Origin of the sequence: Pseudomonas tremae (assembly GCF_023278125.1) — a bacterium.
Classification (GTDB): Bacteria; Pseudomonadota; Gammaproteobacteria; order Pseudomonadales; family Pseudomonadaceae; genus Aquipseudomonas; species Aquipseudomonas tremae.
The window spans coordinates 2,633,243-2,654,658 of record NZ_CP066270.1 but is presented as its reverse complement, the minus strand read 5'-3'; the positions used below and the strand labels follow the sequence as shown (position 1 = coordinate 2,654,658).

The window sequence follows — 21,416 nt, the reverse complement described above, 5'->3', positions numbered from 1 at the left end:
TTGAAACATGTTTCGTTTTTCCACTGTTTGCCACTGACTGTTTTCCACTGATAGCCGCGCCAATGACCTTGATTGAATTTTCCAATTGAACGCGCCGCCGTTCCTGAAGTAAGCTTCGGCTCAATCTACGGAGACACACCCATGCAGCAGTCCATCCCATTCACGCTCCAAGCTCTTGCCGGCATTACTCGCCAGGCATCAGCCGTGGCCGTGCGAATGGTGTCGCTGCGTCAGTGTTTTCAGCTCAATTCTTATTACGGGTATTGGTTTAGCCACTGGCGCGCCTGATACCCATCTGGCGCCCATTTCAAGGGGACGCCAACCAGAGAATTCTCTAACCCCCGGTCGGCTCCCCGATCGGGGGTTTTGTTTTTTCAGAGTCCCGAATTTTCAACTTTTCAAGAACATCACACTGCCTGCTGAGGATCACGACATGAAATACACCACTTATTACCGCAACGACATCGACTTCGCCTGGCGATTTAGCCACCTCCGTTCGGGACAGCCTGCCGCCTCCGACCGGTCACTGCCAGGTGGCAACCGTAAACGCCCGGCCAATACGGCCCTTTGTCGAACACCCCAGTAGGGTCAGCGCGGGATTGCCCCGCCAGCCCAGGAAGCCTGAAAAATGAATTCGTCCGTTGCCGTAAAACCGTCTGACCTGTCCACGCCTGTAATGACGCTGGAGGACAGCAGACCCGCCTCAAAACGCCTGCCAAGCACACTCGAGCTGAAGATCCGACTGCCGCTGGGTGTGGAGCTGACCGAGCAGGTCGCTGCACATCGTCGCGCCATACGCGCCATCCTCAATGGCGACGACTCCCGACTACTGATCGTTGTCGGCCCCTGCTCTATTCATGACCCGCAATCCGCGCGTGAATATGCCGAGCGACTGGCCGATCTCGCAGCGCAAGTCAGCGATCAGATGCTGCTGGTGATGCGTGCCTACGTTGAAAAACCTCGTACGACAGTCGGTTGGAAAGGTCTGGCTTATGACCCGCACCTGGATGGCAGTGACGACATGGCCAGCGGATTGGCGCTATCGCGACAGTTGATGCGCGACATGCTTGGCATGGGCCTGCCGGTCGCCACTGAAATACTGCAACCGATGGCAGCGGGCTACTTCGACGACCTGCTCAGCTGGGTAGCGATCGGCGCGCGCACTACCGAATCGCAGATTCATCGGGAAACGGCCAGCGGCCTGCCCATGCCGGTCGGTTTCAAGAACGGCACGGATGGCGGCGTTACAGTCGCCTGCGACGCCATGCGCTCGGCAGCGCACCCGCATCGACACTTTGGCATGGACCGCCACGGGCACCCGGCGATCATCGAAACGCAGGGCAACCCGGATACCCACATCGTGCTACGTGGCGGGCATGGCGGCCCTAATCATGATCGCCAGAGCGTCGCCCATGTGCAGGCCAGCCTGAGCAGAAACGCAATAGCTCCACGAATCATGGTGGATTGCAGCCACGCCAATAGCGGCAAAAACCCGGCACGTCAGCCCCACGTATTCAACGATGTTCTCGAGCAACGCCTGTCCGGCAATTCTTCACTGATTGGCATGATGATCGAAAGCCACCTGTTCGAGGGCTGTCAGCCGCTGGGCGAGACATTGCAATACGGGGTGTCGATTACCGATGGCTGCCTGGGCTGGACAGCCACTGAACAGTTGTTGCGGGAAGCCGTCGACCAGCTGCGCTACAGATAGGCAAGGCGAAGGAACTTTGTCGGGAAATACCGCACTGAATCCGGTACGCTCTTTCTTTTTTCACAGGAGATTATTTCCCATGCCTAAAGCCACTGCCCGCCACATCCTTGTTTCGAGCGAAGAAAAGTGCAACGAACTCAAGGCTCAGATTGAAGGCGGCGCTGATTTCGCGGAAATCGCCAAGGCCAATTCCAGCTGCCCGTCCAGCCGTCAGGGCGGTGATCTGGGTTCGTTCGGTCCAGGCCAGATGGTCAAGGAATTTGACACGGTGGTTTTCAGTGCGCCGGTCAATACTGTTCAGGGTCCGGTCAAGACCCAGTTCGGCTACCACTTGCTGGAAGTGACCAGCCGTCAGGACTGATCCTGCCGTACCGAGTGCCAAACGGCTCATCTTCGGATGGGCCGTTTTCGTTTCCGGCGATTGATTCAGACGCCTGCCTGCAGTGGCTTGGCTAAGCGGCCATTTGTCTGTAGAAGATATCGCGATATCGATGCACGGCCTGCTTGCCTGTGCCTTTGCGTGTCCGATCACCCGTCACCTTTAACCCTGATATTCGCTTGCGGACATCAGTCAGGATTCGAGTCATGCGTTTTGTCTGTTTATCATTGCTCGCTTTGACGCTGACCCTGTTCGGCGCCGTGCCTCCCTTGTCCGCCGCACCGCAACATGCACTGACTGTCTATGGCGAAGCGCCGCGCTATGCTGCTGACTTCAGGCATTTCGACTACGTGAACCCGGATGCTCCCAAGGGCGGCAGCATGCGTCGCTCAGCCATCGAAATCGGTCAGTTTGATCACCTCATGCCGTTCACCGACAAAGGCCTGGGCGTATCACAGATCAACGGCATGCTCTATGCGCCGCTGGCCATACGCTCGCTGGATGAGCCCTATACGGTCTACGGGCTGGTTGCCGAGAAGATGGAGCGCGGTGAGGACGATCTGTCGCTGCGGTTCTACCTGAACCCGAAGGCTCGCTTCAGCGACGGCACACCGATAACGGCCAATGATGTGAAATACACCTACGAACTGCTGATGACCCAAGGCAGCCTGCAGTACCGGACTCAGTTCGAGTCGGTCAAGGATGTGACGGTCGAATCGCCCACGCAGATTCGTTTCGACTTCAAGCAAAACGACAGCCGCACCCTGCCCCTTGATCTGGCTTCATTGCCGGTATTCCCGGAGCACTGGTGGAAATCCCGCGACTTCGCCAGTGGCGCCGGGTTTGAGATACCGCCTGGCAGTGGTCCTTACACCATCGGCCATGTTGATCCGGGCCGCACCATTACCTTTCAACGTGACCCCGACTGGTGGGGCAAGGACCTGCCAGTCAGCAGAGGCATGTACAACTTCGACAAATTCAGTATCGAGTATTTCGGTGATATCGACGTGGCTCGCACGGTTCTCAAGGGCGGCGCCTACGACTACAACCGTGAATTTTCGGCGACTGGCTATTCGATACGCTATGACGGCCCGGCACTCAGCGATGGACGACTGCAGAAGGCACATCTGGCCAAAGGTGCCATTCAAAGCTCGCAGGGCTTCGTGTTCAACCTGAGTCGACCCATGTTTCAGGACCGCCGCGTGCGCCAGGCACTCTCGCTGCTTTGGGACTTTGAATGGACCAACCGGCAAATGATGCGCGACATGTATATTCGCCAAGACAGTTACTTCTCGAACTCCGAACTGGCCGCCAGCCAGCCGCCTACAGCTGCCGAACTTGAAATCCTCGCCCCCTTGCGTGGCAAGGTCCCGGACGAGGTATTCGATACCGTGTTCAAAGCGCCCAAGACTGACGGCACAGGCCTTATTCGCGACAAGCAGCTGCAAGCCCTGGCGCTGATGAAGGCAGCGGGCTGGACACCTAAAGGCGATGAGCTGGTCAATGCTCAGGGCGAGCCTTTCAGCTTCACGTTTCTCAACGCGCAGACAGGGCTCGAAAGAATGCTGCTGCCCTACAAGCGCACGCTGGCGCAGATCGGCATCCATTTTGACATTCGCCGGATTGACTCGGCGCAGTACCTGAACCGTGTGATGGCCCGCGATTACGACATGATTGTCACCGGTTACCCGGTATCTACGTCCCCCGGAGCCGAGTTGTACAACAGTTTTGGTTCAAAGGTGGCTATGGATCCTGGCTCGAACAACTACATGGCGCTTCAGGACCCTGCGGTCGACACCTTGATTACAGGGCTGCTCAAGGCTGACAACAAGAAGACCATGACCGACTATGCGCACTGCCTGGATCGCGTGTTGCAATGGAATTACTACTGGATCCCGAACTATTACCCACCGGGTTCCTCGACCGTTTGGTGGAACCGTTTCGGCATTCCGAAAACCCAGGCCAGCAACAGCGAAGCCATCGAAACCTGGTGGGAAATCAGCCCCACGCCGCTGACCAACGAGCAGTTCGCCGAGAAGCGCGGCGCCTCGGCCCTTGCTGCGGAGATGCACTGATGCTGGGTTACATCTTGCGACGGCTACTGCTTATCATCCCTACCCTGCTGTGCATTTTGCTGGTCAACTTCTTCATCGTTCAGGCGGCCCCCGGAGGCCCCGTCGAGCAGGCAATCGCACGCTTGCAGGGGGTCGGCGCCGCAACCGCCGGCGCAGGTGCTGGCGCGACAGAGTCGGCCAGCGCCGGGCACTCCAGAGCATCCCGAGGGCTGGACCCGGAACTGATCAAGCAGATAGAACGTCAATACGGCTTCGACAAGCCGCTGCATGAGCGCCTCTGGCTGATGCTGAAAAACTACGCACGGCTGGATTTCGGTTCCAGCTTCTTCCGTGGCGCCAAGGTGACCGATCTAATTCTGCAGAAGATGCCCGTGTCCATTTCTTTGGGGCTCTGGGCGACCTTGCTGACTTACCTTGTGTCAATCCCATTGGGGATTCGCAAGGCTGTCAGGCACGGCAGCCAGTTTGATATCTGGAGCAGCACAGCAATCATCATCGGCTATGCCACACCGGCCTTTTTGTTCGCCATGTTGTTGGTGGTGGTATTTTGCGGCGGCACCTCCATGAACTGGTTTCCGGTGCGTGGGCTGGTCTCGGACAATTTCGATCAACTGACGACGGTCGGCAAGGTTGCAGACTATTTCTGGCACCTGGCGCTACCGGTCTGCGCACTGGTGATCGGTGGCTTTGCGACACTGACCCTGCTGACAAAAAACTCTTTTCTGAACGAAATCACTCGCCAGTACGTGACCACAGCGCGTGCCAAAGGCATGAGCGAGCGGCGCGTGCTTTACGGGCATGTGTTTCGTAATGCGATGTTACTGGTGGTCTCGGGCATACCTCAGGCGTTCATCAGCGTGTTCTTTGCCGGATCGCTGCTGATCGAGGTGATCTTCTCGCTGGATGGCCTTGGTCGCATGAGCTACGAAGCGGCAGTCTCACGGGATTATCCGGTGGTGTTTGGCTCGTTGTTCATCTTCACGGTCTTCGGCCTGCTGATAAAGCTGATAGGCGATATCTGCTACACCCTTGTCGACCCACGAATCGACTTCAGCGCGAGGAATGCCTGATGCGCAACCTCTCTCCGCTGGCACGTCGCCGCCTTGAACGCTTTCGCAGCAATCGCCGGGGCTGGTGGTCGTTATGGCTGTTTTGCGGGCTATTCGCTCTGACCCTGGGCGGCGAACTGATTGCCAATGACAAACCGCTGCTGGTCAGCTACCAGCATTCGCTGTATTTCCCGGTTTTCAAGCGTTACACAGAACAGCAATTTGGCGGCGAGCTGCCTTTCCAGCCGGACTACCGCAGCGACTACGTGCGCCAGCTGATCGCCAAGAGGGACGGCTGGATGATCTTTCCACCCATCCCCTTCAGCGACGACACACCCAACTACGAGCTGACCACTCCAGCCCCCAGCCCGCCTTCCGCGAGCAACTGGCTGGGCACTGACGATCAGGCGCGGGATGTGCTGGCCCGGGTGATTTTCGGCGCGCGCATCTCGATTCTGTTTGCGCTGGTTCTTACAGCTATCAGCGCGTTGATCGGTATCACCGCCGGTGCGCTGCAAGGCTATTACGGTGGCTGGGTCGACTTGTTTGGCCAACGGCTGCTTGAAGTCTGGTCAGGTTTGCCGGTGCTGTACCTGCTGATAATCCTGTCAGGCTTCGTCGAACCGGACTTCTGGTGGCTGCTGGGCATCATGGCGCTGTTTTCGTGGCTCACGCTGGTCGATGTGGTGCGCGCAGAGTTCCTGCGCGGCCGCAACCTGGAATACGTCAAAGCCGCCCGCGCACTTGGTCTCGGCGACCGAAAGGTCATCCTGCGGCACATTCTGCCCAATGCCATGAACGCAACATTGAGCTACTTGCCATTCATCCTGACTGGCGCCATATCGACCCTCACCGCGCTGGATTTTCTGGGTTTCGGCATGCCGGCAGGTAGCGCTTCACTTGGCGAACTGATCGCTCAGGGCAAGCAGAACCTGCAAGCACCTTGGCTGGGCCTGACTGCGTTTTTTGCGCTCGCGCTGATTCTCACCCTGCTGGTATTCATAGGCGAGGCGCTGCGCGATGCCTTCGACCCGAGGTCCTGACATGCCGGAAACCCTGATCGAAATCCGCGACCTCAGTGTCGCCTTCAATGGGCAGAAAGTGGTCAGCCATCTGAGCCTGGATGTCAGGCGTGGTGAATGCCTGGCGTTGGTCGGCGAGTCGGGCTCGGGGAAATCCGTCACCGCCCACTCGATCCTGCAGCTCTTGCCGCGCACTGGCACGCAGACCACCGGCAGCATCACTTACCGTGGTCAGCAACTGGTTGGCGCAGATGATCGTACCCTGCGTGAACTGCGTGGCAACCGGATTGCGATGATCTTCCAGGAACCCATGACTTCCCTGAACCCGCTGCACAGTGTTTCACGCCAGATTGGTGAGACGTTGCTGCTGCATCGCGGAATCAGCGGGCGCGAGGCCCGCAAGCGAATTGTCGAACTGCTGGAGTTGGTCGGCATTCAGCAGCCGGAGAAGCGCCTGAAAGCCTACCCGCACGAACTGTCGGGCGGCCAGCGCCAGCGGGTGATGATCGCCATGGCGCTGGCCTGCGAACCGGAACTGCTGATTGCCGACGAACCGACCACGGCACTGGACGTGACCGTGCAACGCAAGATTCTTCTGTTGCTCAAGGAGCTGCAGCAACGCCTGAATATGTCGCTGCTGCTGATCAGCCATGATCTGAACCTGGTTCACAGTGTGGCGCAGCGGGTTTGCGTAATGCGCGCGGGCGAGATTGTCGAGCAGTCGGACTGCAAATCGCTGTTCAAGTCACCGCAGCATCCTTACAGCCGATTGCTGCTTGACGCCGAGCCTGCGGGCGAACCGCTGCCGCGCGACTCTCGAGAAACGGTGCTGCAGGTCGATCATCTCAAGGTCTGGTTCTCTCTCACCGGCGGCATTCTGCGGCAGCACAAGGAATACCTGAAAGCGGTGGACGACATCAGCCTGAGTATCGAGCGTGGCAAGACGCTGGGTATCGTCGGCGAGTCGGGCTCCGGCAAGTCGACGCTGGGCCAGGCGATCCTGCGCCTGCTGGAATCGCAAGGCAGCATCCGCTTCAAGGGTCAGGCGCTGGATGGACTCAGTCAGAAACAAATGCGGCCCTGGCGCAAGGAGATGCAGGTGGTTTTTCAGGACCCCTACGGCAGCCTCAGCCCGCGTATGTCAGTGGCGCAGATCATCAGCGAAGGCCTTGAGGTACACAGCCGGTTCGACGCTGCACAATGCGATGCCGAGGTCATTCGCGCACTGGAAGAAGTCGGCCTTGATCCGCAAACCCGCCATCGCTATCCCCATGAGTTTTCCGGAGGCCAGCGTCAACGTATCGCAATCGCACGGGCGCTGGTGCTGAAACCCGCGCTGATACTGCTCGATGAGCCGACATCGGCGCTGGACCGCACCGTGCAGAAACAGGTTGTTGCGCTGCTGCGCGACCTCCAGCAAAAGCATGGGCTCACCTACCTGTTCATCAGCCACGACCTGGCCGTGATCAAGGCCCTGGCCCATGACGTCATCGTGGTCAAGGATGGGAAAGTAGTCGAACGCGGGCCCAGTCACGATCTTTTCGATTCACCGCAACATCCCTACACACGCGAACTGCTGGCCGCTGCCCACCCTGAATGACGAGGTGCGCAAAGGAACGCGTGCGGCGCTAACTTTCCGCCCTTGGCGTTGTAACAACGCCACTCGTACACAAGCCTTTGGGCAATGACCTGAAAGGTTCACGCCTGAGGGCCGGGCTCCTCATCGTCGACCAAGCCCCACTCGGCGGTGTTTGCGGTACGGCTGCCGGTCGGTGCCGGGGGCGGCGTGGTCAGTGTGGCGGCTCCGCCTTCACTGTGCAGCTTGAGGCGCAAACGCACGTTGTTTTGTGAGTCGGCATTCTTCAAGGCCTCCTCTTCGCTGATCGCTCCTTGTATCGCCAGATTGAACAGCGCTGTATCGAAGGTTTGCATGCCGAGGCTGCCGGATTTCTCCATGATGCCCTTGAGTTCCGTCAGTTCGTTGCGCTGGATCAAGTCGCGAATGGTCGGCGTGCCCATCATCACCTCCACCGCTGCTCGCCGCTTGCCATCAGGCGTCTTGACCAGTCGTTGCGAGACAAACGCCTTGAGGTTGTTGCCCAGGTCATGCAGCAACTGCCCGCGGCGCTCTTCCGGAAAGAAATTGATGATCCGGTCCAGCGCCTGGTTGGCATTGTTGGCGTGCAGGGTCGAGATCACCAGATGCCCTGTGTCGGCAAACGCAAGTGCGTGTTCCATGGTTTCGCGGTCACGAATCTCGCCGATCAGAATCACATCCGGCGCCTGACGCAGGGTGTTCTTCAGTGCCGCGCGGAAGCTGCGAGTGTCGACGCCGACCTCGCGCTGATTGACGATGGATTTCTTGTGTCGATGGATAAACTCGACCGGGTCTTCAATGGTGATGATGTGCCCGCTGGCATTCCGGTTGCGGTAATCGATCAGCGCAGCCAGGGAGGTCGACTTGCCTGAGCCGGTGGCGCCGACGAACAGCACCAGACCGTGCTTTTCCATCACCACCTCGAGCAACACAGGCGGCAGGTGCAACTCCTCGAAGCGCGGGATATCCAGTTTGATGTTACGGGCAACGATAGACACCTCGTTGCGCTGCATGAAGATATTGATCCGGAACCGGCCGATACCCGCCAGCGAAACCGCGAGGTTCATCTCCAGTTCGCGCAGAAACTCAAGTTTCTGCTCTTCATCCATCAACCCCTGAGCAATCGCGGCCACGTCGCCAGGCTTGAAGGTTTCACTGCCCAGCGGTTTGAGCACCCCGTTGAACTTGGCGCAGGGCGGTGCTCCGGTGGAAAGATAAAGGTCTGATCCATCCTGGCTGGCCAGAATCTTCAACAACGCCGGGAAATCCATAATCAATACCGTACAAAAGTGAAGTAAAAGCGGAGCGCCTTGACGACGGTACGCGTGCAACAGCACTACCCTGGCAGGCGTTGGGAGCCTGTCTGGGCATCAATTACCAATGGCAGGCATAATGGCAGCCTTTTGCGACAGGTGATATTGCGACATGAAAGCCCAAGCCCGCCATATTCTGGTGAAGACCGCCGAAGAGGCCGAACGGCTCAAACAGCGTATTGCCAAGGGTGAGGCGTTTGATGTTTTGGCCAAGAAGCATTCTAGCTGCCCGTCAGGCAAACGTGGCGGCGATCTGGGTGAGGTACGACCTGGACAAATGGTCGGCGCTATCGATCAGGTGATCTTCAAGAAGCCATTGCGCGTCGTGCACGGGCCGGTCAAAAGCAAGTTCGGTTATCACCTTGTGCAAGTCTTCTATCGCGACTGACAGACAACGCTTGTCTAGTCCTGAAATAGGTTTACACCTGTTTCACGCTCAAAATGCCCGATGCACCGCATCGGGCGTTTTGTATTTCAGAGCTAAGTGTGGCCGCTCCCCATTGTAGATCTGCACTGATTCATCAACCATTTTCACTGCATCTGCCAAGTCTTTAGGGCGACGGAGTAGAAACTCGGTCTTCAAAATCCCGTTTACTCGCTCGGCCATAGCGTTCTGATAGCAGTCATAGCCATCCGTCATCGAGCACCGGATTCCATGCCTGGTATGCAGCTGCTGATAGAGATCGGAACAGTACTGGACGCCGCGATCTGAATGATGAATCAGCATCTGATCGGTTTTTCGCTCTCCTACCGCTTTTTCCAGTGCCTTTATCACCGATTGGGCATGCAGGCTTTCATGCACGTGATGGCCAACGATCTTGCGTGAGTACGCATCTGTTACAAGGCTCATGTAGGCCACGCTTTCCTGCGTAGGCAGGTAAGTTATGTCTGCAACCCAGACCTGTTCGGGTCCATGGGCCACGACTTGTTGCGGACCTGCTTTGAGCAGGTTGGGGTGGCGACGGAAGCGATGATGGCTATGAGTGGTCTTGTGATAAGCCCGTTTGCGCGGAACCAGCTCGCGCGCATCACGAAGGATGGTAAACATACGATCTCTACCCACGCACAACGACGCAGGAGCTTCGACGCTCATCAAGTAGTGCAGCTTGCGCGTTCCCAGCCTGGGCTGGCGACGCCGCTTTTCCAAAACGAAGTCCACCACCTCTTGGTCTCGGCAGACCCTCGCGTCAAAAGCGCGATTACGCTTGTAATACGCTTGGCGCGAAATCCCCATGAACAGGCAAGCCCTGGTAATGCTCAGGTCTTGGATTTGCCCTTGCGAGAGGACTTGCCGGGTCGCTTTTTTACGACAGAAACGCCGTAGTCATTTTTCAGAACGTTGACGACGGCTTCAAAGAACTGAGCCTTCTGGTTGCTCAGCGCCAGCTGTTCTTCAAGCTCTTTAATCCGCTGCTCGGGTGTCGGCGGGAGGGTTGGCTCGGTCATGGACCTGCTCCTCTGCTCTCGAATTGATGCGCCTTGGCTCCAATCCTGTCGACCGTGCTTTCGTAACCAGACCAGCACCGTCGACCGGCCTTGGATGCCATAGCGTCGTTGGGCTTCTTTATAACTCAACTCGCCTTTTTCAACTTGATCTACGACCGATAATTTAAAGGCTAGCGTGTAATCGCGCTGGCTGCGCCTTTTACCCGAATCCATTGAGTCCTCCTGAGGAAAGTTCAGAAGGTGTAAACCTTATTCAGGACGGGACAGCTGTAATAAAAAAGCCCCGAATCGGGCGATTCGAGGCTTCTCGATACATCTGCCAGCTCATGCCTGCGCAGTTGCAGGCACATGACGCCAGCCGTTATCGGCTAAATCACTTCGGCGAAATGGCACCGTCCACCAGCACCTGAGCTTCCGCTACCAGGCGCTTGAGGTGATCTTCACTGACAAAACTTTCGGCGTAGATCTTGTAGATGTCTTCGGTGCCCGAGGGACGTGCGGCAAACCAGCCGTTTTCGGTCATGACTTTTACGCCACCGAATGCCTGATCGTTGCCCGGCGCATTGCTGAGCACTTTTTGAATCGACTCGCCTGCCAGCTCGGTGGAGGTGACCTGCTCCGGCGACAGCTTGCTCAACAGCGCCTTCTGCTGCGGATTGGCCTTGGCATCGACACGGGTCGAAAACGGCTCGCCGAGCGCGTCGGTCATAGTTTTGTAGAGCTCGCTTGGGTCACGACCGGTGCGGGCCGTCATTTCTGCAGCCAGCAACGCCGGAATCAGACCGTCCTTGTCGGTGGTCCACACTGTACCGTCGCGACGCAGGAACGAGGCACCCGCGCTTTCTTCACCGCCAAAGCCCAGCGACCCTTCGAACAGCCCCTGCGCGAAGTACTTGAAGCCCACCGGCACCTCATACAGGCGACGTCCCAGACGTGCAGCCACGCGATCAATCATGCCGCTGCTGACCACGGTCTTGCCCACAGCGGCGTCAGCGCGCCACTCGGGACGGTTCTGGAACAGGTAATCAATCGACACAGCAAGATAGCTATTAGGCGTCATCAGCCCGCCAGTGGGAGTCACGATGCCATGACGGTCGTGATCCGGATCACAGGCAAACGCTACCTGGTAACGATCCTTGAGGCCGATCAGGCTCTGCATTGCATGGCTGGAGGACGGATCCATGCGAATCTGCCCGTCCCAGTCAACGGTCATGAAGCGGAACGTAGGATCGACAAATTTGTTGACCACGTCCAGATTCAGGCCGTAATGCTCGCCAATCGCCGACCAGTAATTCACCCCGGCACCGCCCAGTGGATCAACGCCCAGACGCAAACCCGAATCGCGGATGGCGTCCAGATCAATGACGTTTTTCAGGTCAGCCACATAGGTATTGACGTAGTCATGGCGATGGGTGGTGTCGGCACGCAGTGCTTTTTCATGGCTGATGCGTGAAACGCCCGCCAATTTCACAGCCAGCAGTTCGTTGGCCTTGTTTTCGATCCACTTGGTGACATCGCTGTCGGCCGGACCGCCATTGGGCGGGTTGTACTTGAAGCCACCGCTTTGCGGCGGGTTGTGCGAAGGCGTGATCACAATGCCGTCCGCCAGGCCGGACGTACGGCCACGGTTGTAACAGATGATGGCGTGAGAAACGGCAGGAGTCGGCGTGTACTCGTCGTCTTGCGAAATCATTACAACAACACCGTTGGCGGCCAGCACCTCAAGCGCCGAGGCAGCGGCCGGCGTGGACAACGCATGAGTATCTGCACCCAGAAACAGCGGACCGTCGATGCCATTTGCCTTGCGATACAGGCAGATTGCCTGGCTGATAGCCAGCACGTGCCACTCGTTGAAGCCCAGGTCGAACGACGTGCCGCGGTGTCCGGAAGTGCCAAACGCAACACGTTGAACAGGCACCGATGCATCGGGCTGGCCCGTGTAGTAAGCCGTGACCAGTCTCGGAATATCGACCAGTAACTGCGCAGGTGCCAGCTTGCCGGCGAAAGGACTGAGACTCATACAACCTCCACGAAGAAATGAAATTCGGAGCAAAAAGAAAGACTTGCTGCCGATGAAAATCAAATTGTTACGGCAGTTTACTGGCAGTTCGACAGCGCCGCTTGAGTATTGATCCCTAACCGATTGACGTTTCAGGACGCCACCACGCCGGAAACAGCAGTTTCACCTTGGGCTCGGCGAACCGATCATCGATCAGCATCACGACGCCACGATCACTCTGGCTGCGAATCACCCGCCCAGCTGCCTGCACGACCTTTTGCACACCGGGGTAAAGATAGGTGTAGTCATAGCCAGCACCGAACAGTGCGGCCATGCGCTGTTTGAACTGTTCATTGACCGGGTTGAGCTGCGGCAGCCCGAGCGTAGCGATGAAGGCGCCGATCAAGCGTGCACCCGGCAAGTCGATACCTTCGCCGAAAGCGCCGCCCAGCACTGCAAAACCGATCCCCTGACTGCTCAAGGTGAAACGCTCGAGAAACGCGTGGCGCTCCTCCTCGCCCATTCCCCGGGCCTGTTGCCAGAGGGTGATGTGCGGATGAGTATGCGCCATCAGTTCTGCAACCTGTTGCAGGTAATCAAAGCTGCTGAAGAACGCCAGATAATTGCCTGGCCTGGATTCGAACTGCTCGGCCATCAGTTCCACAATCGGCGCCAGCGACGCCTGACGATGAGTGAAACGCGTTGAAATACGACTGACGATACGCACATCAAGTTGCTCGTGATGAAACGGCGACTCCACATCGATCCACGCCGTGTTGTCCGGCAGCCCGAGCAGGTCGGCATAGTAATGCCGCGGGTTGAGCGTTGCGGAGAACAACACGGTGCAGCGCGCAGCGCCCAGGCGCGGACGAATGAAACGTGCCGGCACCACATTGCGCAGGCTCAGACGCGACAGGATGCGCTTGCCGCCCGCCTCGCGCCGGGCGATGTCGAAAATGAAGTGTTCGTCGAACAGCTCGGCAATGCGCGCAAAGCCGATGGCTTCCAGATAAAAGCCCTGCAACGTGCCATCCACCGCCTGCGGGTGCTCGTTGAAATGATCACCGATGGTCGAAATACACAGATTCAGGCTGTTGACGAACTTTTCCGGTGCAGCCGCATAAGCCTGATAGGCACCGGGCTGGGCCTTGTGCAGGGCACTCCATTGCCGATCCACGCGCTGCAACGCTTTTTTCACGGGTTCGGGTGCGCTCTGGATCAACGTCTTCAACTGGCTTTGATCCAGACTGGCGCTGTACATCTGCCGCGCGCGCTCGACCATGTTGTGCGCTTCGTCGACCAGCACCGCCACCCGCCACTGATTGAGCTGACTCAACCCGAACAGCATTGCGCTCAGGTCGAAATAATAGTTGTAATCGGCAATGACCACGTCGGCCCATCGCGCCAGTTCCTGACTCAAGTAGTACGGACACACCTGATGCTGCAAGGCCGCGTCGCGAACCCCAGCCTGATTCAGCCAAGGCGATTCCAGCGCAGCAGCACGCGCCGCAGGCAGACGATCGTAAAACCCTCGGGCAAGTGGGCAGGAGTCCCCGTTGCAGGCCTTGTCGGGGTGTTCGCACGCCTTGTCCCGCGCCACCAGTTCCAGCACGCGCAATTTCAGTTCGGGCGCACTGTGCTTGATGACCCCCAGTGCATCCAGCGCCAGGCGACGTCCAGGGGTCTTGGCCGTCAGGAAGAAAATCTTGTCGAGCTTCTGGCCCGGTGCTGCCTTGAGCAGCGGGAACAGCGTGCCGATGGTCTTGCCGATGCCGGTCGGTGCCTGAGCCATCAGGCACCAGCCGGTGCTGACCGCCTTGTACACCGACTCGGCCAGCACTCTCTGCCCGGTACGAAACGAGGCATGGGGGAACGTCAGGCTACCAAGCGCCTGATGAAGCGTTCGGGTATGCGCCAGTTCTTGCCGAGCCCAGCCCAGAAAGACCGTGCACTGCTGTTCAAAAAACGCTTGCAGCGTCGCGGCGCTGAACGACTCGCGAATGAGGGTCTCCTGTTCGCTGACGATATTGAAGTAGACCAGTGCCAGCGTCACCTCCCTGAGCTGCAGACGCTGACACAGCAGCCAGCCATAAATCTTCACCTGCGCCCAATGCAATTGACGATGGTTGGCGGGCATGGCGTCCAGCTCGCCGCGATAGGTCTTCACTTCTTCAAGCTGGTTGCGACCTGCGTCATAGCCGTCCGCCCTGCCCCTCACCGTCAGTTCCCGGTAGTCGCCCGCCAACGACAGCTCGGCCTGATAATCGGCACCACGACGCGAAGCAACCGTGCGATGCCCGGCAATCCCTTCCTGCGCGGTAGGCGATGGCGTGAAACGCAGGTCGAGATCGCCAGCCTTGGCGGTGAACTCGCACAACGCGCGCACGGCCACCACATAACGCGCGGGAGCATCGTCATCGATGGCAGGTGCCGGATCGGGATGTACAGGGGCAATAAGGGTCACTGCGAGGGGTAGCCATTGGTTGAAAATACTGGACAGGCGTCCAGTTAACAGCCTTGAAACACGTCTGGCAAATACAAATGGATCGACGGCCTGCCGCCTGAGGATTCATGCATGACGTGCGCCCTTCAGGGCCTCTGCCAGAGCCGTTGGCCATATGACTGGATCGCAACTCCAGTCGATGGCGAAACTGAGGCGCAGATATTGCCCATAATCGCCTCGCAGACTGAACAGTTCGCCCGGAGTCACGACAATACGCTGAGCCAACAGCACATCGAACACCTGACGCATGTCGACGACAGACACGCTCTCGACCCAGATTCCGCAACCACCCTCGGGGACTTCATAGCGCAGCAGCCCGCCCATATGCTCATCCAATAGCTGTGTCATGGACTGCGCACGCATGATCAGCGTCTCCCGCAACACCTTGAGGTATGCGTCCAGTCGTCCATTGCTGCACAGCCTCGCGATGGCCCGCTGGCGAACCGGAGGCATTTTGAAAGCCCGCAGCAGAAAGTACCGCTGCCATTGCGCTTCAAGATTCTGGCACAGCAAATAACCGTAGGGCGCTTCAGGCCCCAGACGCTTGTCGAATGCACCGATGATCACCAGTCGCTGCGGGTCAATCAATTGGCGTAGACGCAACGGATCGGGGACAAACTGCAACTCGCTGTGCGTATCGTTTTCCAGCACCCATACCTTGTGACGATTGAGTACCGTGGCGATCGCCTGGTTATTGGCTGGCAATCGCACACTTCCTCGCACCGGATTCAGTCCCGAGGGCAACACTACGAGACCGATGTGGTTTGTCTGTAAGAGGTCATCGAGCCCTTCTGGATCGAGATTGCCGCCCTGATCCAGCGGTAGCTCGACGACTTGAATGTCGAATGATTGCAGCAAATGCAACAACGTCCAGGCACAAGGCGACTCAACCAGGACCTTCGCGCCACGCAGGCCCAAGGTTTCAAGCACGGCCTTGATCGCCCCTGACAGATCAGGTGCGATGTAGACATGGTCGGCGTGCCAGCAGTGCTCCGCATTAAGCGTGTAACGGGCCGCCAACGCGCTGCGCAATTCCGCGTCACCGAAGGGCTGAAAACCAGGCGCCTGGGGGCGCGGATAGTGTCGAATCAACTCACGCTCCATCGCCAGCAACGGACTTTCCAGAGGATGAAGCAATGTGGGGTCATCGCCGCCCAGCAGGACCATTCCCGGACGCTGAGCGTTGTGCTGTAGAACCTGTAACAGATCACCTTCGCAGTCAGCGCCTACGAGCCTGTCCTGACCAAGCGGTGCCGAGTAATAGCCAGACTTGGCCAACGAGTAGACCCGCCCTTCTTTCTCGAGCAGCGAATAGGCACGTTGTACCGTGGATATCGACACACCAAGACGGTTAGCAAGCTGACGCAAAGACGGCATCTTCAACAGCAGCCCACCTTGCTTCTCATCAGCCAGACGCGCCAGATAGCGATAGATCGCCTGATAAGCGAAGTCCGATCTGCTTTTCATGATCAGCGTCCGGAGAGTATTTCTGCCATGGCCTGACCAGTAGCCGGGTCAACGGTCATGACCTGACGTTTGTCGGGGTCTGCAGCGCGTATGCGGGCGATGATCGAGTTCTCGTCAGCGAAGTCGACCCGCTGCTTGCAATATAGGTTTTGCAGCGACTTTAGGCTTAAACCGCTGATATCCACCAGCCATTGCATCACCTGTTCCGGGGCGGTCGAGCCTGACAGCGCCTTATGCAGATCCGGCAACGCGACCAGCATGCCGGGGTGGCAGCGGCGCAGAAACATCTCCAGGCCATCACCCTGATTCACGAAGGGTGAGAACAGCATGCAGACCAATTGAGTTTCGTTCAGGCCGAAACCGTCCTGAGCGAAGCCAGACGCCAGCTCGCGACGCGCCTCGATGCGCGCTCTACCGGCATAGGCGCCGAGCGCCTGATCGACCAACCGCTTCGGCATTTGTTTTCTGCGCATCAGGGAGGTTGCCAACTGCAGGTATTCAGCGATGCCGTCAGCGTAGGTGCGCCCTTGCAGGTACTGGGTGGTCAGACCCCGCAGGTGCGCCATGAGCAAAGGGTTGGCACAATCGGACTCACTGAAGCTGAACGACAGGTCATCGAAGCGAAAATCCAGAAACTCGGTGAGCAAGGTCCAGTGCTCGTCTGCCTTGCAACTGACCAGATCGGCGATGGTGATGAACGCAGGAGCGCTGGCTTTCTCCGTATAAGCGAGGGGGCGAACCGCTCGAGGGTATTCATCGCCCTCCCCGTATAACTCGTGATAATAGGCCTGTCCGATGGTGTCGATCACCTGAAGCACGCCGGTCAGGGTCTGACCGCGCCAGCTGCCGGAGTATTGCCCGGTGCGCTGGGCCAGGCGCATGATCCAGGTGATGTACTGCTTTTGCTCCCTGCGCGAATCGCCACTGACCACTGCATCGACGCCATTCCCCCAGCTCAGCGCACGTCCCACGAACTCGGCCAGCCCCAAGTAGCAAGAATTGCAGAACGTGGTGCGAGCGTCTCCTGCGGACAGATGACCACCCAGCAGCATGTCCAGACGATTCTGCTCTCGACCGGCGCTGGAAAAAGGCAGATCCGGCTCAAACGACTGGGTGTACTGATTGTCGATCACCAGCATTTCCACGCGTGGGTCGTCATACAGAAACAGCGCGGAATAGGTACGGTTGATGTTGTCCATGACCGCCGGCGTCATGCCCGCATGACGCCGGTTGGCAACTCGCAGGCTGAACGTGCCTGGCGACCGGCAAGCAATGCTCAACTGCGCAGCGCGTAAAAAAGCCAGTGTGTAGGCGCTGTCCTTGCCGCCACCAAAAAGAACCAGCACCTTGAAACCGGAAATCCTTTCGATTCCGCCTGCAGCGACAATCAACCGCTGAATCAATAACTGCAGTGCCGTTCGTTCCGCACGCGTGAAGTACCCCAACAGCCGTTGCAGTACTTGTTGGTAGACGTAATTCATGGCTTGTTCGTGGATAGAACTCATTGGGCGTCCCCTGCCTGTCGTTCAGACAACAACAATAGGCAGGCACCGCATCGAAGATCAGGCTGACAATCAAGTGTGTGGTCGGGCATGACTCATTCCCTGAGTAATAATGACCGAAGTATTATCAGGGCCTTCAGGATAATTACAATATACAGTTTGCTTTCAAAAAGCGCGCGGTGACCGTAAAACTATACAGCGCCATAAACCTTTAGTTTAAACGCCCGACATAGTCATGGAAGTGCTCATCAACAAGCACACTGTCAGTCGGGGCCTGCCAACAAACGGCAGCGGCATGTCGGCTTTTACGACAACGCCTAAGCTGTGGCTCGCTGTCTTCATGGTCCGTAGGAAAAGACAGCCTGACACCCACTGCTCTGACAGAATTTATCAACTCTAATAAACTGCTGTTAACGTTGTTTTTCTTATCGACAACCGCGCGTATCAACTTTAATTATCTCTGGCACACAAAACTGGCCGCCGCAGCGCCCGCAACTTTTCATCAGCCTTGTCTTTTGGCACACGGCGCCTGCAAAAAAGCCTTCCGTGTGGAAGGCCTTTTCGATAATAACTTGCTGAGTGCCTGTGTGCGGAGTCAGGCAGACTCGACTTCCAGCACTGCGCGCCCGCCAATCGGGCAGGCGTCCATGTAACGGTGTGCCTGCACGACCTGTTCGAACGGAAAACTGCGCGTCTGTAATGGCGCCAGCTTATTATCCTGTGTCATCTGATTAATGTCTTTCAGGGCGCGTTGCAGTGCTTCCTGGTCTTGCGTAATGCCCAGTTCAGGCTTACCGGTGAAGTTACCCAGGCAATGCACGTAAAACTGAATGTTCTTCTGGAATGCTGCGCAAGCCGGGAACGGCGTCTGATTACCGCCTTGCAACCCGTACAGCACCAGACTGCCACGCGGCGCCAGCACATCACCCATGATTGACATCTGCGGACCGCCCAAGCCATCGAACACGGCATCGACACCACGATTATCGGTGTACTTGTTGATCGCCATCAGCAGGTCCTGCTCTTCGGTGACCACTACCTTGTCGGCACCCAGCGACAGCAGGTACTCACGGGCGTCATCAGTCTTGGTGGCTGCAATCACGCTAACCCCCAGAGCTTTGCCCAGTTGCACGAACGCAGGGCCTGAGCAATGGCTGGCATCGGTGACCAGCACAGTCTGGCCAGCCTTGATACGCGCCAGATCAACATAGGCAAAGTAAGCCACTAGATAGGGCGTGTAATGCACACTGGCCTGAACCGGGGTAAGGATGTCGGGATAACGGGTCAGCGCACGACGTGGCATGACGATGGATTCGCCGTAGACAGGATGCTGGTTGGCGTCGGCTGCCGGGAAGCTGGCGACCTTGTCGCCGACCTGCAAGTCATCGACCCCTGCGCCGAGCGCTGTGACCACGCCCGCCATCTCATAACCCAGGCCAGCCGGCAGCCGGGCCTGAGTGGACGCGAGATTTTGCCGCCAGAGAACGTCGTACCAGCTGACACCGATGGCCTGGACGCGCACCTGCACCTCGCCGGATACAGGCGACGCGACAGGCTGCTCTTCGAGCTTGAGCACCTCGGCCGGGCCAAACTGGTGAAAACGGATCGTGCGGGACATTTAGAACCTCGCCTGGTAAACCTTGATGCCACAAACTTTATCCGGGCATTGCCGGGAACACTATCGGTGGCTATTGATAGTCGACATGCCTGTCATCGATTGTGTCCTGAGAGCTGCATGCCGCGGCCAGACAGCGTCTGGAAGCCAGTATGCGTAATGGCCGCCATTGTTCGCATGTCGACGAGACATTGCAAGCCATGTGGACATTCAGTGCCCTTGCCATTAATTTTCCCTGCGCCCGACCCGCATTTGCTCGTACTATCGCACCCTGCTCACGTCCTCAACCGACAAATGGCCCGAGATATTCCGCATGAACCGCAACGACCTGCGTCGCGTCGACCTCAACCTGCTCATCGTTTTTGAAACCCTGATGCATGAGCGCAGCGTGACGCGTGCGGCGGAAAAACTGTTTCTTGGCCAGCCCGCCATCAGTGCTGCGCTATCACGACTGCGCGGCCTGTTCGACGACCCGCTGTTCGTTCGTACCGGCCGCAGCATGGAACCCACCGCCCGCGCCACGGAAATCTTCGCCCTGCTCTCCCCGGCACTCGACTCTATTTCGACCGCCGTCAGTCGGGCTTCGGAATTCGACCCGGCGACCAGCACTTCGGTGTTTCGTATCGGTTTGTCGGACGATGTGGAATTTGCCTTGCTGCCCACGCTGCTCAAGCGCCTGCGCTCCGAAGCACCAGGGATTGTGCTGGTGGTCAGACGCGTCAATTACATCCTGATGCCGCCATTGCTGGCGTCTGGGGAAATTTCGGTCGGCGTCAGTTACACCCAGGACCTGCCCGCCAACGCCAAACGCAAGGTATTGCGCAGGAGCAAGCCGCAGTTGCTGCGTGCCGATTCAATACCCGGCCCCTTGAGCCTCGACGACTTCTGCGCCCGGCCCCATGCGTTGGTTTCCTTCGCCGGCGACCTGAGCGGCTTCATTGACGAACACCTGGAGAAACTGGACCGCAAACGCCATGTTGTCCTCGCTGTGCCGCAGTTCAACGGCCTGGCAACCCTGCTGACCGGCACAGACATCATCGCCACCGTGCCGGATTATGCCGCGCAGGTACTGACCGCCGCCGGCGGCGTCCGCTCTGAAGACCTGCCGATTGAAACCCGTACGTTCGAGCTGCATATGGCCTGGCGCGGCGCGCAGGATAATGACCCTGGGGAGCGTTGGTTGAGGTCGCGGATCCAGATGTTTTTTGGCGATCCGGATAGTCTTTAAGTGTATGAATGGGCGCAGAGCATCATTACGATTGGTAGATATGGTTATCTGATTGATCGGAAGCCCCATCTTCTGGGCAACAAAGCCGGCATAGGCCTCGGCGAAGCCGGCCGCAGGAACGCTGAGGCCTATAGGACGTAAGCTAACACTCGATTGCAGGCGACGTGGAAGTAGAAAACACTCTGCGCCAGAACTCCGACCCAGTAGGTCGAATTGAACCCTAGGAATATCAAACCGGGCAATGGCTACTCACGCAAAAGTCGCGAGAGCAATGTTCTGACAATCATCAAACTACCCTAAACTGCGAGAGTGAGAACCCGCGAAGAGTCTGTAGACTGAAATATCTCCAGTCGCTCACCAAATCATTGGACGAGTACGCGAACATAATTCCCTGCCAAAACTCGGCCATGTGCAAGTTGGAAACCAGCGTATCTAACGCATCAATAAGCCCGGCAGTCCTGGCAGGCCCCCATCAGCCTGACCGGTGGCTGCTCACGCTCGGCCAGGCGG

At 57.9% G+C, this 21,416-nt stretch carries 16 protein-coding genes and 1 pseudogene; 9 read left to right on the top strand and 8 right to left on the bottom strand.

Going from position 1 to position 21,416, the window contains the following annotated elements; translation table 11 throughout:
• The first annotated feature begins 141 nt into the window (after nucleotides 1–141).
• The 7 genes from I9H09_RS12065 (at nucleotide 142) to I9H09_RS12035 (ending at nucleotide 7,836) form a co-directional block, all read left to right on the top strand.
• Nucleotides 142–288, top strand: a complete 147-nt coding sequence (locus I9H09_RS12065) for a hypothetical protein (protein ID WP_154897058.1) — start codon at nucleotides 142–144, stop codon at nucleotides 286–288.
• A gap of 340 nt (nucleotides 289–628) precedes the next feature.
• Nucleotides 629–1,711 (top strand): 3-deoxy-7-phosphoheptulonate synthase, encoded by a 1,083-nt coding sequence (locus I9H09_RS12060; protein ID WP_122324700.1) that lies wholly within the window; start codon nucleotides 629–631, stop codon nucleotides 1,709–1,711.
• Nucleotides 1,641–2,072 (top strand): peptidylprolyl isomerase, encoded by a 432-nt coding sequence (locus tag I9H09_RS12055; protein WP_255871687.1) that lies wholly within the window; start codon nucleotides 1,641–1,643, stop codon nucleotides 2,070–2,072. The genes I9H09_RS12060 and I9H09_RS12055 overlap by 71 nt, the downstream gene beginning before the upstream one ends.
• 224 nt (nucleotides 2,073–2,296) lie before the next feature.
• Nucleotides 2,297–4,165 carry an extracellular solute-binding protein gene (locus I9H09_RS12050; protein WP_122324701.1) on the top strand — a complete coding sequence of 623 codons (1,869 nt, stop codon included), beginning with the start codon at nucleotides 2,297–2,299 and terminating at the stop codon, nucleotides 4,163–4,165.
• Nucleotides 4,165–5,235: a microcin C ABC transporter permease YejB gene (locus I9H09_RS12045; protein ID WP_024691115.1), complete on the top strand. Its 1,071-nt coding sequence runs from the start codon at nucleotides 4,165–4,167 to the stop codon at nucleotides 5,233–5,235. Before I9H09_RS12050 ends, I9H09_RS12045 begins: the two co-directional genes overlap by 1 nt.
• Nucleotides 5,235–6,257 (top strand): ABC transporter permease, encoded by a 1,023-nt coding sequence (locus I9H09_RS12040; RefSeq protein WP_122324702.1) that lies wholly within the window; start codon nucleotides 5,235–5,237, stop codon nucleotides 6,255–6,257. The genes I9H09_RS12045 and I9H09_RS12040 overlap by 1 nt, the downstream gene beginning before the upstream one ends.
• A gap of 1 nt (nucleotide 6,258) precedes the next feature.
• Complete coding sequence (locus I9H09_RS12035; RefSeq protein ID WP_024669301.1) at nucleotides 6,259–7,836, top strand: ABC transporter ATP-binding protein; 1,578 nt, start codon at nucleotides 6,259–6,261, stop codon at nucleotides 7,834–7,836.
• Nucleotides 7,837–7,934: 98 nt separating this feature from the next.
• Here the strand turns inward: I9H09_RS12035 and I9H09_RS12030 are convergent, their stop codons facing one another.
• Nucleotides 7,935–9,104, bottom strand: coding sequence for a PilT/PilU family type 4a pilus ATPase (locus I9H09_RS12030; RefSeq protein ID WP_005892500.1), 1,170 nt, complete (start codon nucleotides 9,102–9,104; stop codon nucleotides 7,935–7,937).
• Nucleotides 9,105–9,258: 154 nt separating this feature from the next.
• Between I9H09_RS12030 and I9H09_RS12025 the strand changes: the two genes are divergently transcribed.
• Nucleotides 9,259–9,534, top strand: coding sequence for a peptidylprolyl isomerase (locus tag I9H09_RS12025; protein WP_024669302.1), 276 nt, complete (start codon nucleotides 9,259–9,261; stop codon nucleotides 9,532–9,534).
• Nucleotides 9,535–9,582: 48 nt separating this feature from the next.
• On the opposite strand, the gene I9H09_RS12020 is transcribed toward I9H09_RS12025, so the two are convergent.
• From I9H09_RS12020 to I9H09_RS11995, 6 genes are all read right to left on the bottom strand, one after another.
• Nucleotides 9,583–10,805, bottom strand: a protein-coding gene (locus I9H09_RS12020; protein ID WP_183136713.1) for an IS3 family transposase whose coding sequence is annotated in 2 segments (ribosomal slippage) — nucleotides 9,583–10,454 and nucleotides 10,454–10,805 — 1,224 coding nt in all. Because the reading frame shifts where the segments join, the coding sequence is not laid out codon by codon here.
• A gap of 160 nt (nucleotides 10,806–10,965) precedes the next feature.
• On the bottom strand, nucleotides 10,966–12,612 hold the full coding sequence (pgm, locus tag I9H09_RS12015) for a phosphoglucomutase (alpha-D-glucose-1,6-bisphosphate-dependent) (RefSeq protein WP_053932670.1): 1,647 nt from the start codon (nucleotides 12,610–12,612) through the stop codon (nucleotides 10,966–10,968).
• 115 nt (nucleotides 12,613–12,727) lie between these two features.
• Nucleotides 12,728–15,055, bottom strand: coding sequence for an ATP-dependent DNA helicase (locus I9H09_RS12010; RefSeq protein WP_122347537.1), 2,328 nt, complete (start codon nucleotides 15,053–15,055; stop codon nucleotides 12,728–12,730).
• 105 nt (nucleotides 15,056–15,160) lie between these two features.
• On the bottom strand, nucleotides 15,161–16,561 hold the full coding sequence (locus I9H09_RS12005) for an aminotransferase-like domain-containing protein (protein WP_122347538.1): 1,401 nt from the start codon (nucleotides 16,559–16,561) through the stop codon (nucleotides 15,161–15,163).
• Between the two features lie 2 nt (nucleotides 16,562–16,563).
• Nucleotides 16,564–18,066: a hypothetical protein gene (locus I9H09_RS12000; protein ID WP_191867773.1), complete on the bottom strand. Its 1,503-nt coding sequence runs from the start codon at nucleotides 18,064–18,066 to the stop codon at nucleotides 16,564–16,566.
• Nucleotides 18,067–18,658: 592 nt separating this feature from the next.
• The gene (locus I9H09_RS11995; RefSeq protein WP_122311722.1) at nucleotides 18,659–19,681 is read right to left on the bottom strand and encodes a zinc-dependent alcohol dehydrogenase family protein; all 1,023 of its coding nucleotides are present in this window, start codon (nucleotides 19,679–19,681) and stop codon (nucleotides 18,659–18,661) included.
• Nucleotides 19,682–19,991: 310 nt separating this feature from the next.
• Between I9H09_RS11995 and I9H09_RS11990 the strand changes: the two genes are divergently transcribed.
• A complete protein-coding gene (locus I9H09_RS11990) occupies nucleotides 19,992–20,906 on the top strand; it encodes a LysR family transcriptional regulator (protein WP_003347707.1) in 915 nt (304 codons plus the stop codon).
• Here the strand turns inward: I9H09_RS11990 and I9H09_RS26955 are convergent.
• Nucleotides 20,907–21,197 (bottom strand): annotated as a pseudogene (locus tag I9H09_RS26955) (threonine synthase); the annotation flags it as partial. It abuts the gene before it with no gap.
• Between the last annotated feature and the right edge of the window lie 219 nt (nucleotides 21,198–21,416).

Excerpts from the sequence above, each read along its gene's own strand:
- I9H09_RS12025 (WP_024669302.1), top strand. The coding sequence starts at position 9,259 with ATGAAAGCCCAAGCCCGCCATATTCTGGTGAAGACCGCCGAAGAGGCC.
- I9H09_RS12040 (WP_122324702.1), top strand. The coding sequence starts at position 5,235 with ATGCGCAACCTCTCTCCGCTGGCACGTCGCCGCCTTGAACGCTTTCGC.
- I9H09_RS11990 (WP_003347707.1), top strand. The coding sequence starts at position 19,992 with ATGAACCGCAACGACCTGCGTCGCGTCGACCTCAACCTGCTCATCGTT.
- I9H09_RS12005 (WP_122347538.1), bottom strand. The coding sequence starts at position 16,561 with ATGAAAAGCAGATCGGACTTCGCTTATCAGGCGATCTATCGCTATCTG.
- I9H09_RS12000 (WP_191867773.1), bottom strand. The coding sequence starts at position 18,066 with ATGAGTTCTATCCACGAACAAGCCATGAATTACGTCTACCAACAAGTA.
- I9H09_RS12060 (WP_122324700.1), top strand. The coding sequence starts at position 629 with ATGAATTCGTCCGTTGCCGTAAAACCGTCTGACCTGTCCACGCCTGTA.
- I9H09_RS12030 (WP_005892500.1), bottom strand. The coding sequence starts at position 9,104 with ATGGATTTCCCGGCGTTGTTGAAGATTCTGGCCAGCCAGGATGGATCA.
- I9H09_RS12045 (WP_024691115.1), top strand. The coding sequence starts at position 4,165 with ATGCTGGGTTACATCTTGCGACGGCTACTGCTTATCATCCCTACCCTG.
- I9H09_RS11995 (WP_122311722.1), bottom strand. The coding sequence starts at position 19,681 with ATGTCCCGCACGATCCGTTTTCACCAGTTTGGCCCGGCCGAGGTGCTC.
- I9H09_RS12050 (WP_122324701.1), top strand. The coding sequence starts at position 2,297 with ATGCGTTTTGTCTGTTTATCATTGCTCGCTTTGACGCTGACCCTGTTC.
- pgm (WP_053932670.1), bottom strand. The coding sequence starts at position 12,612 with ATGAGTCTCAGTCCTTTCGCCGGCAAGCTGGCACCTGCGCAGTTACTG.
- I9H09_RS12065 (WP_154897058.1), top strand. The coding sequence starts at position 142 with ATGCAGCAGTCCATCCCATTCACGCTCCAAGCTCTTGCCGGCATTACT.
- I9H09_RS12035 (WP_024669301.1), top strand. The coding sequence starts at position 6,259 with ATGCCGGAAACCCTGATCGAAATCCGCGACCTCAGTGTCGCCTTCAAT.
- I9H09_RS12055 (WP_255871687.1), top strand. The coding sequence starts at position 1,641 with ATGGCTGCCTGGGCTGGACAGCCACTGAACAGTTGTTGCGGGAAGCCG.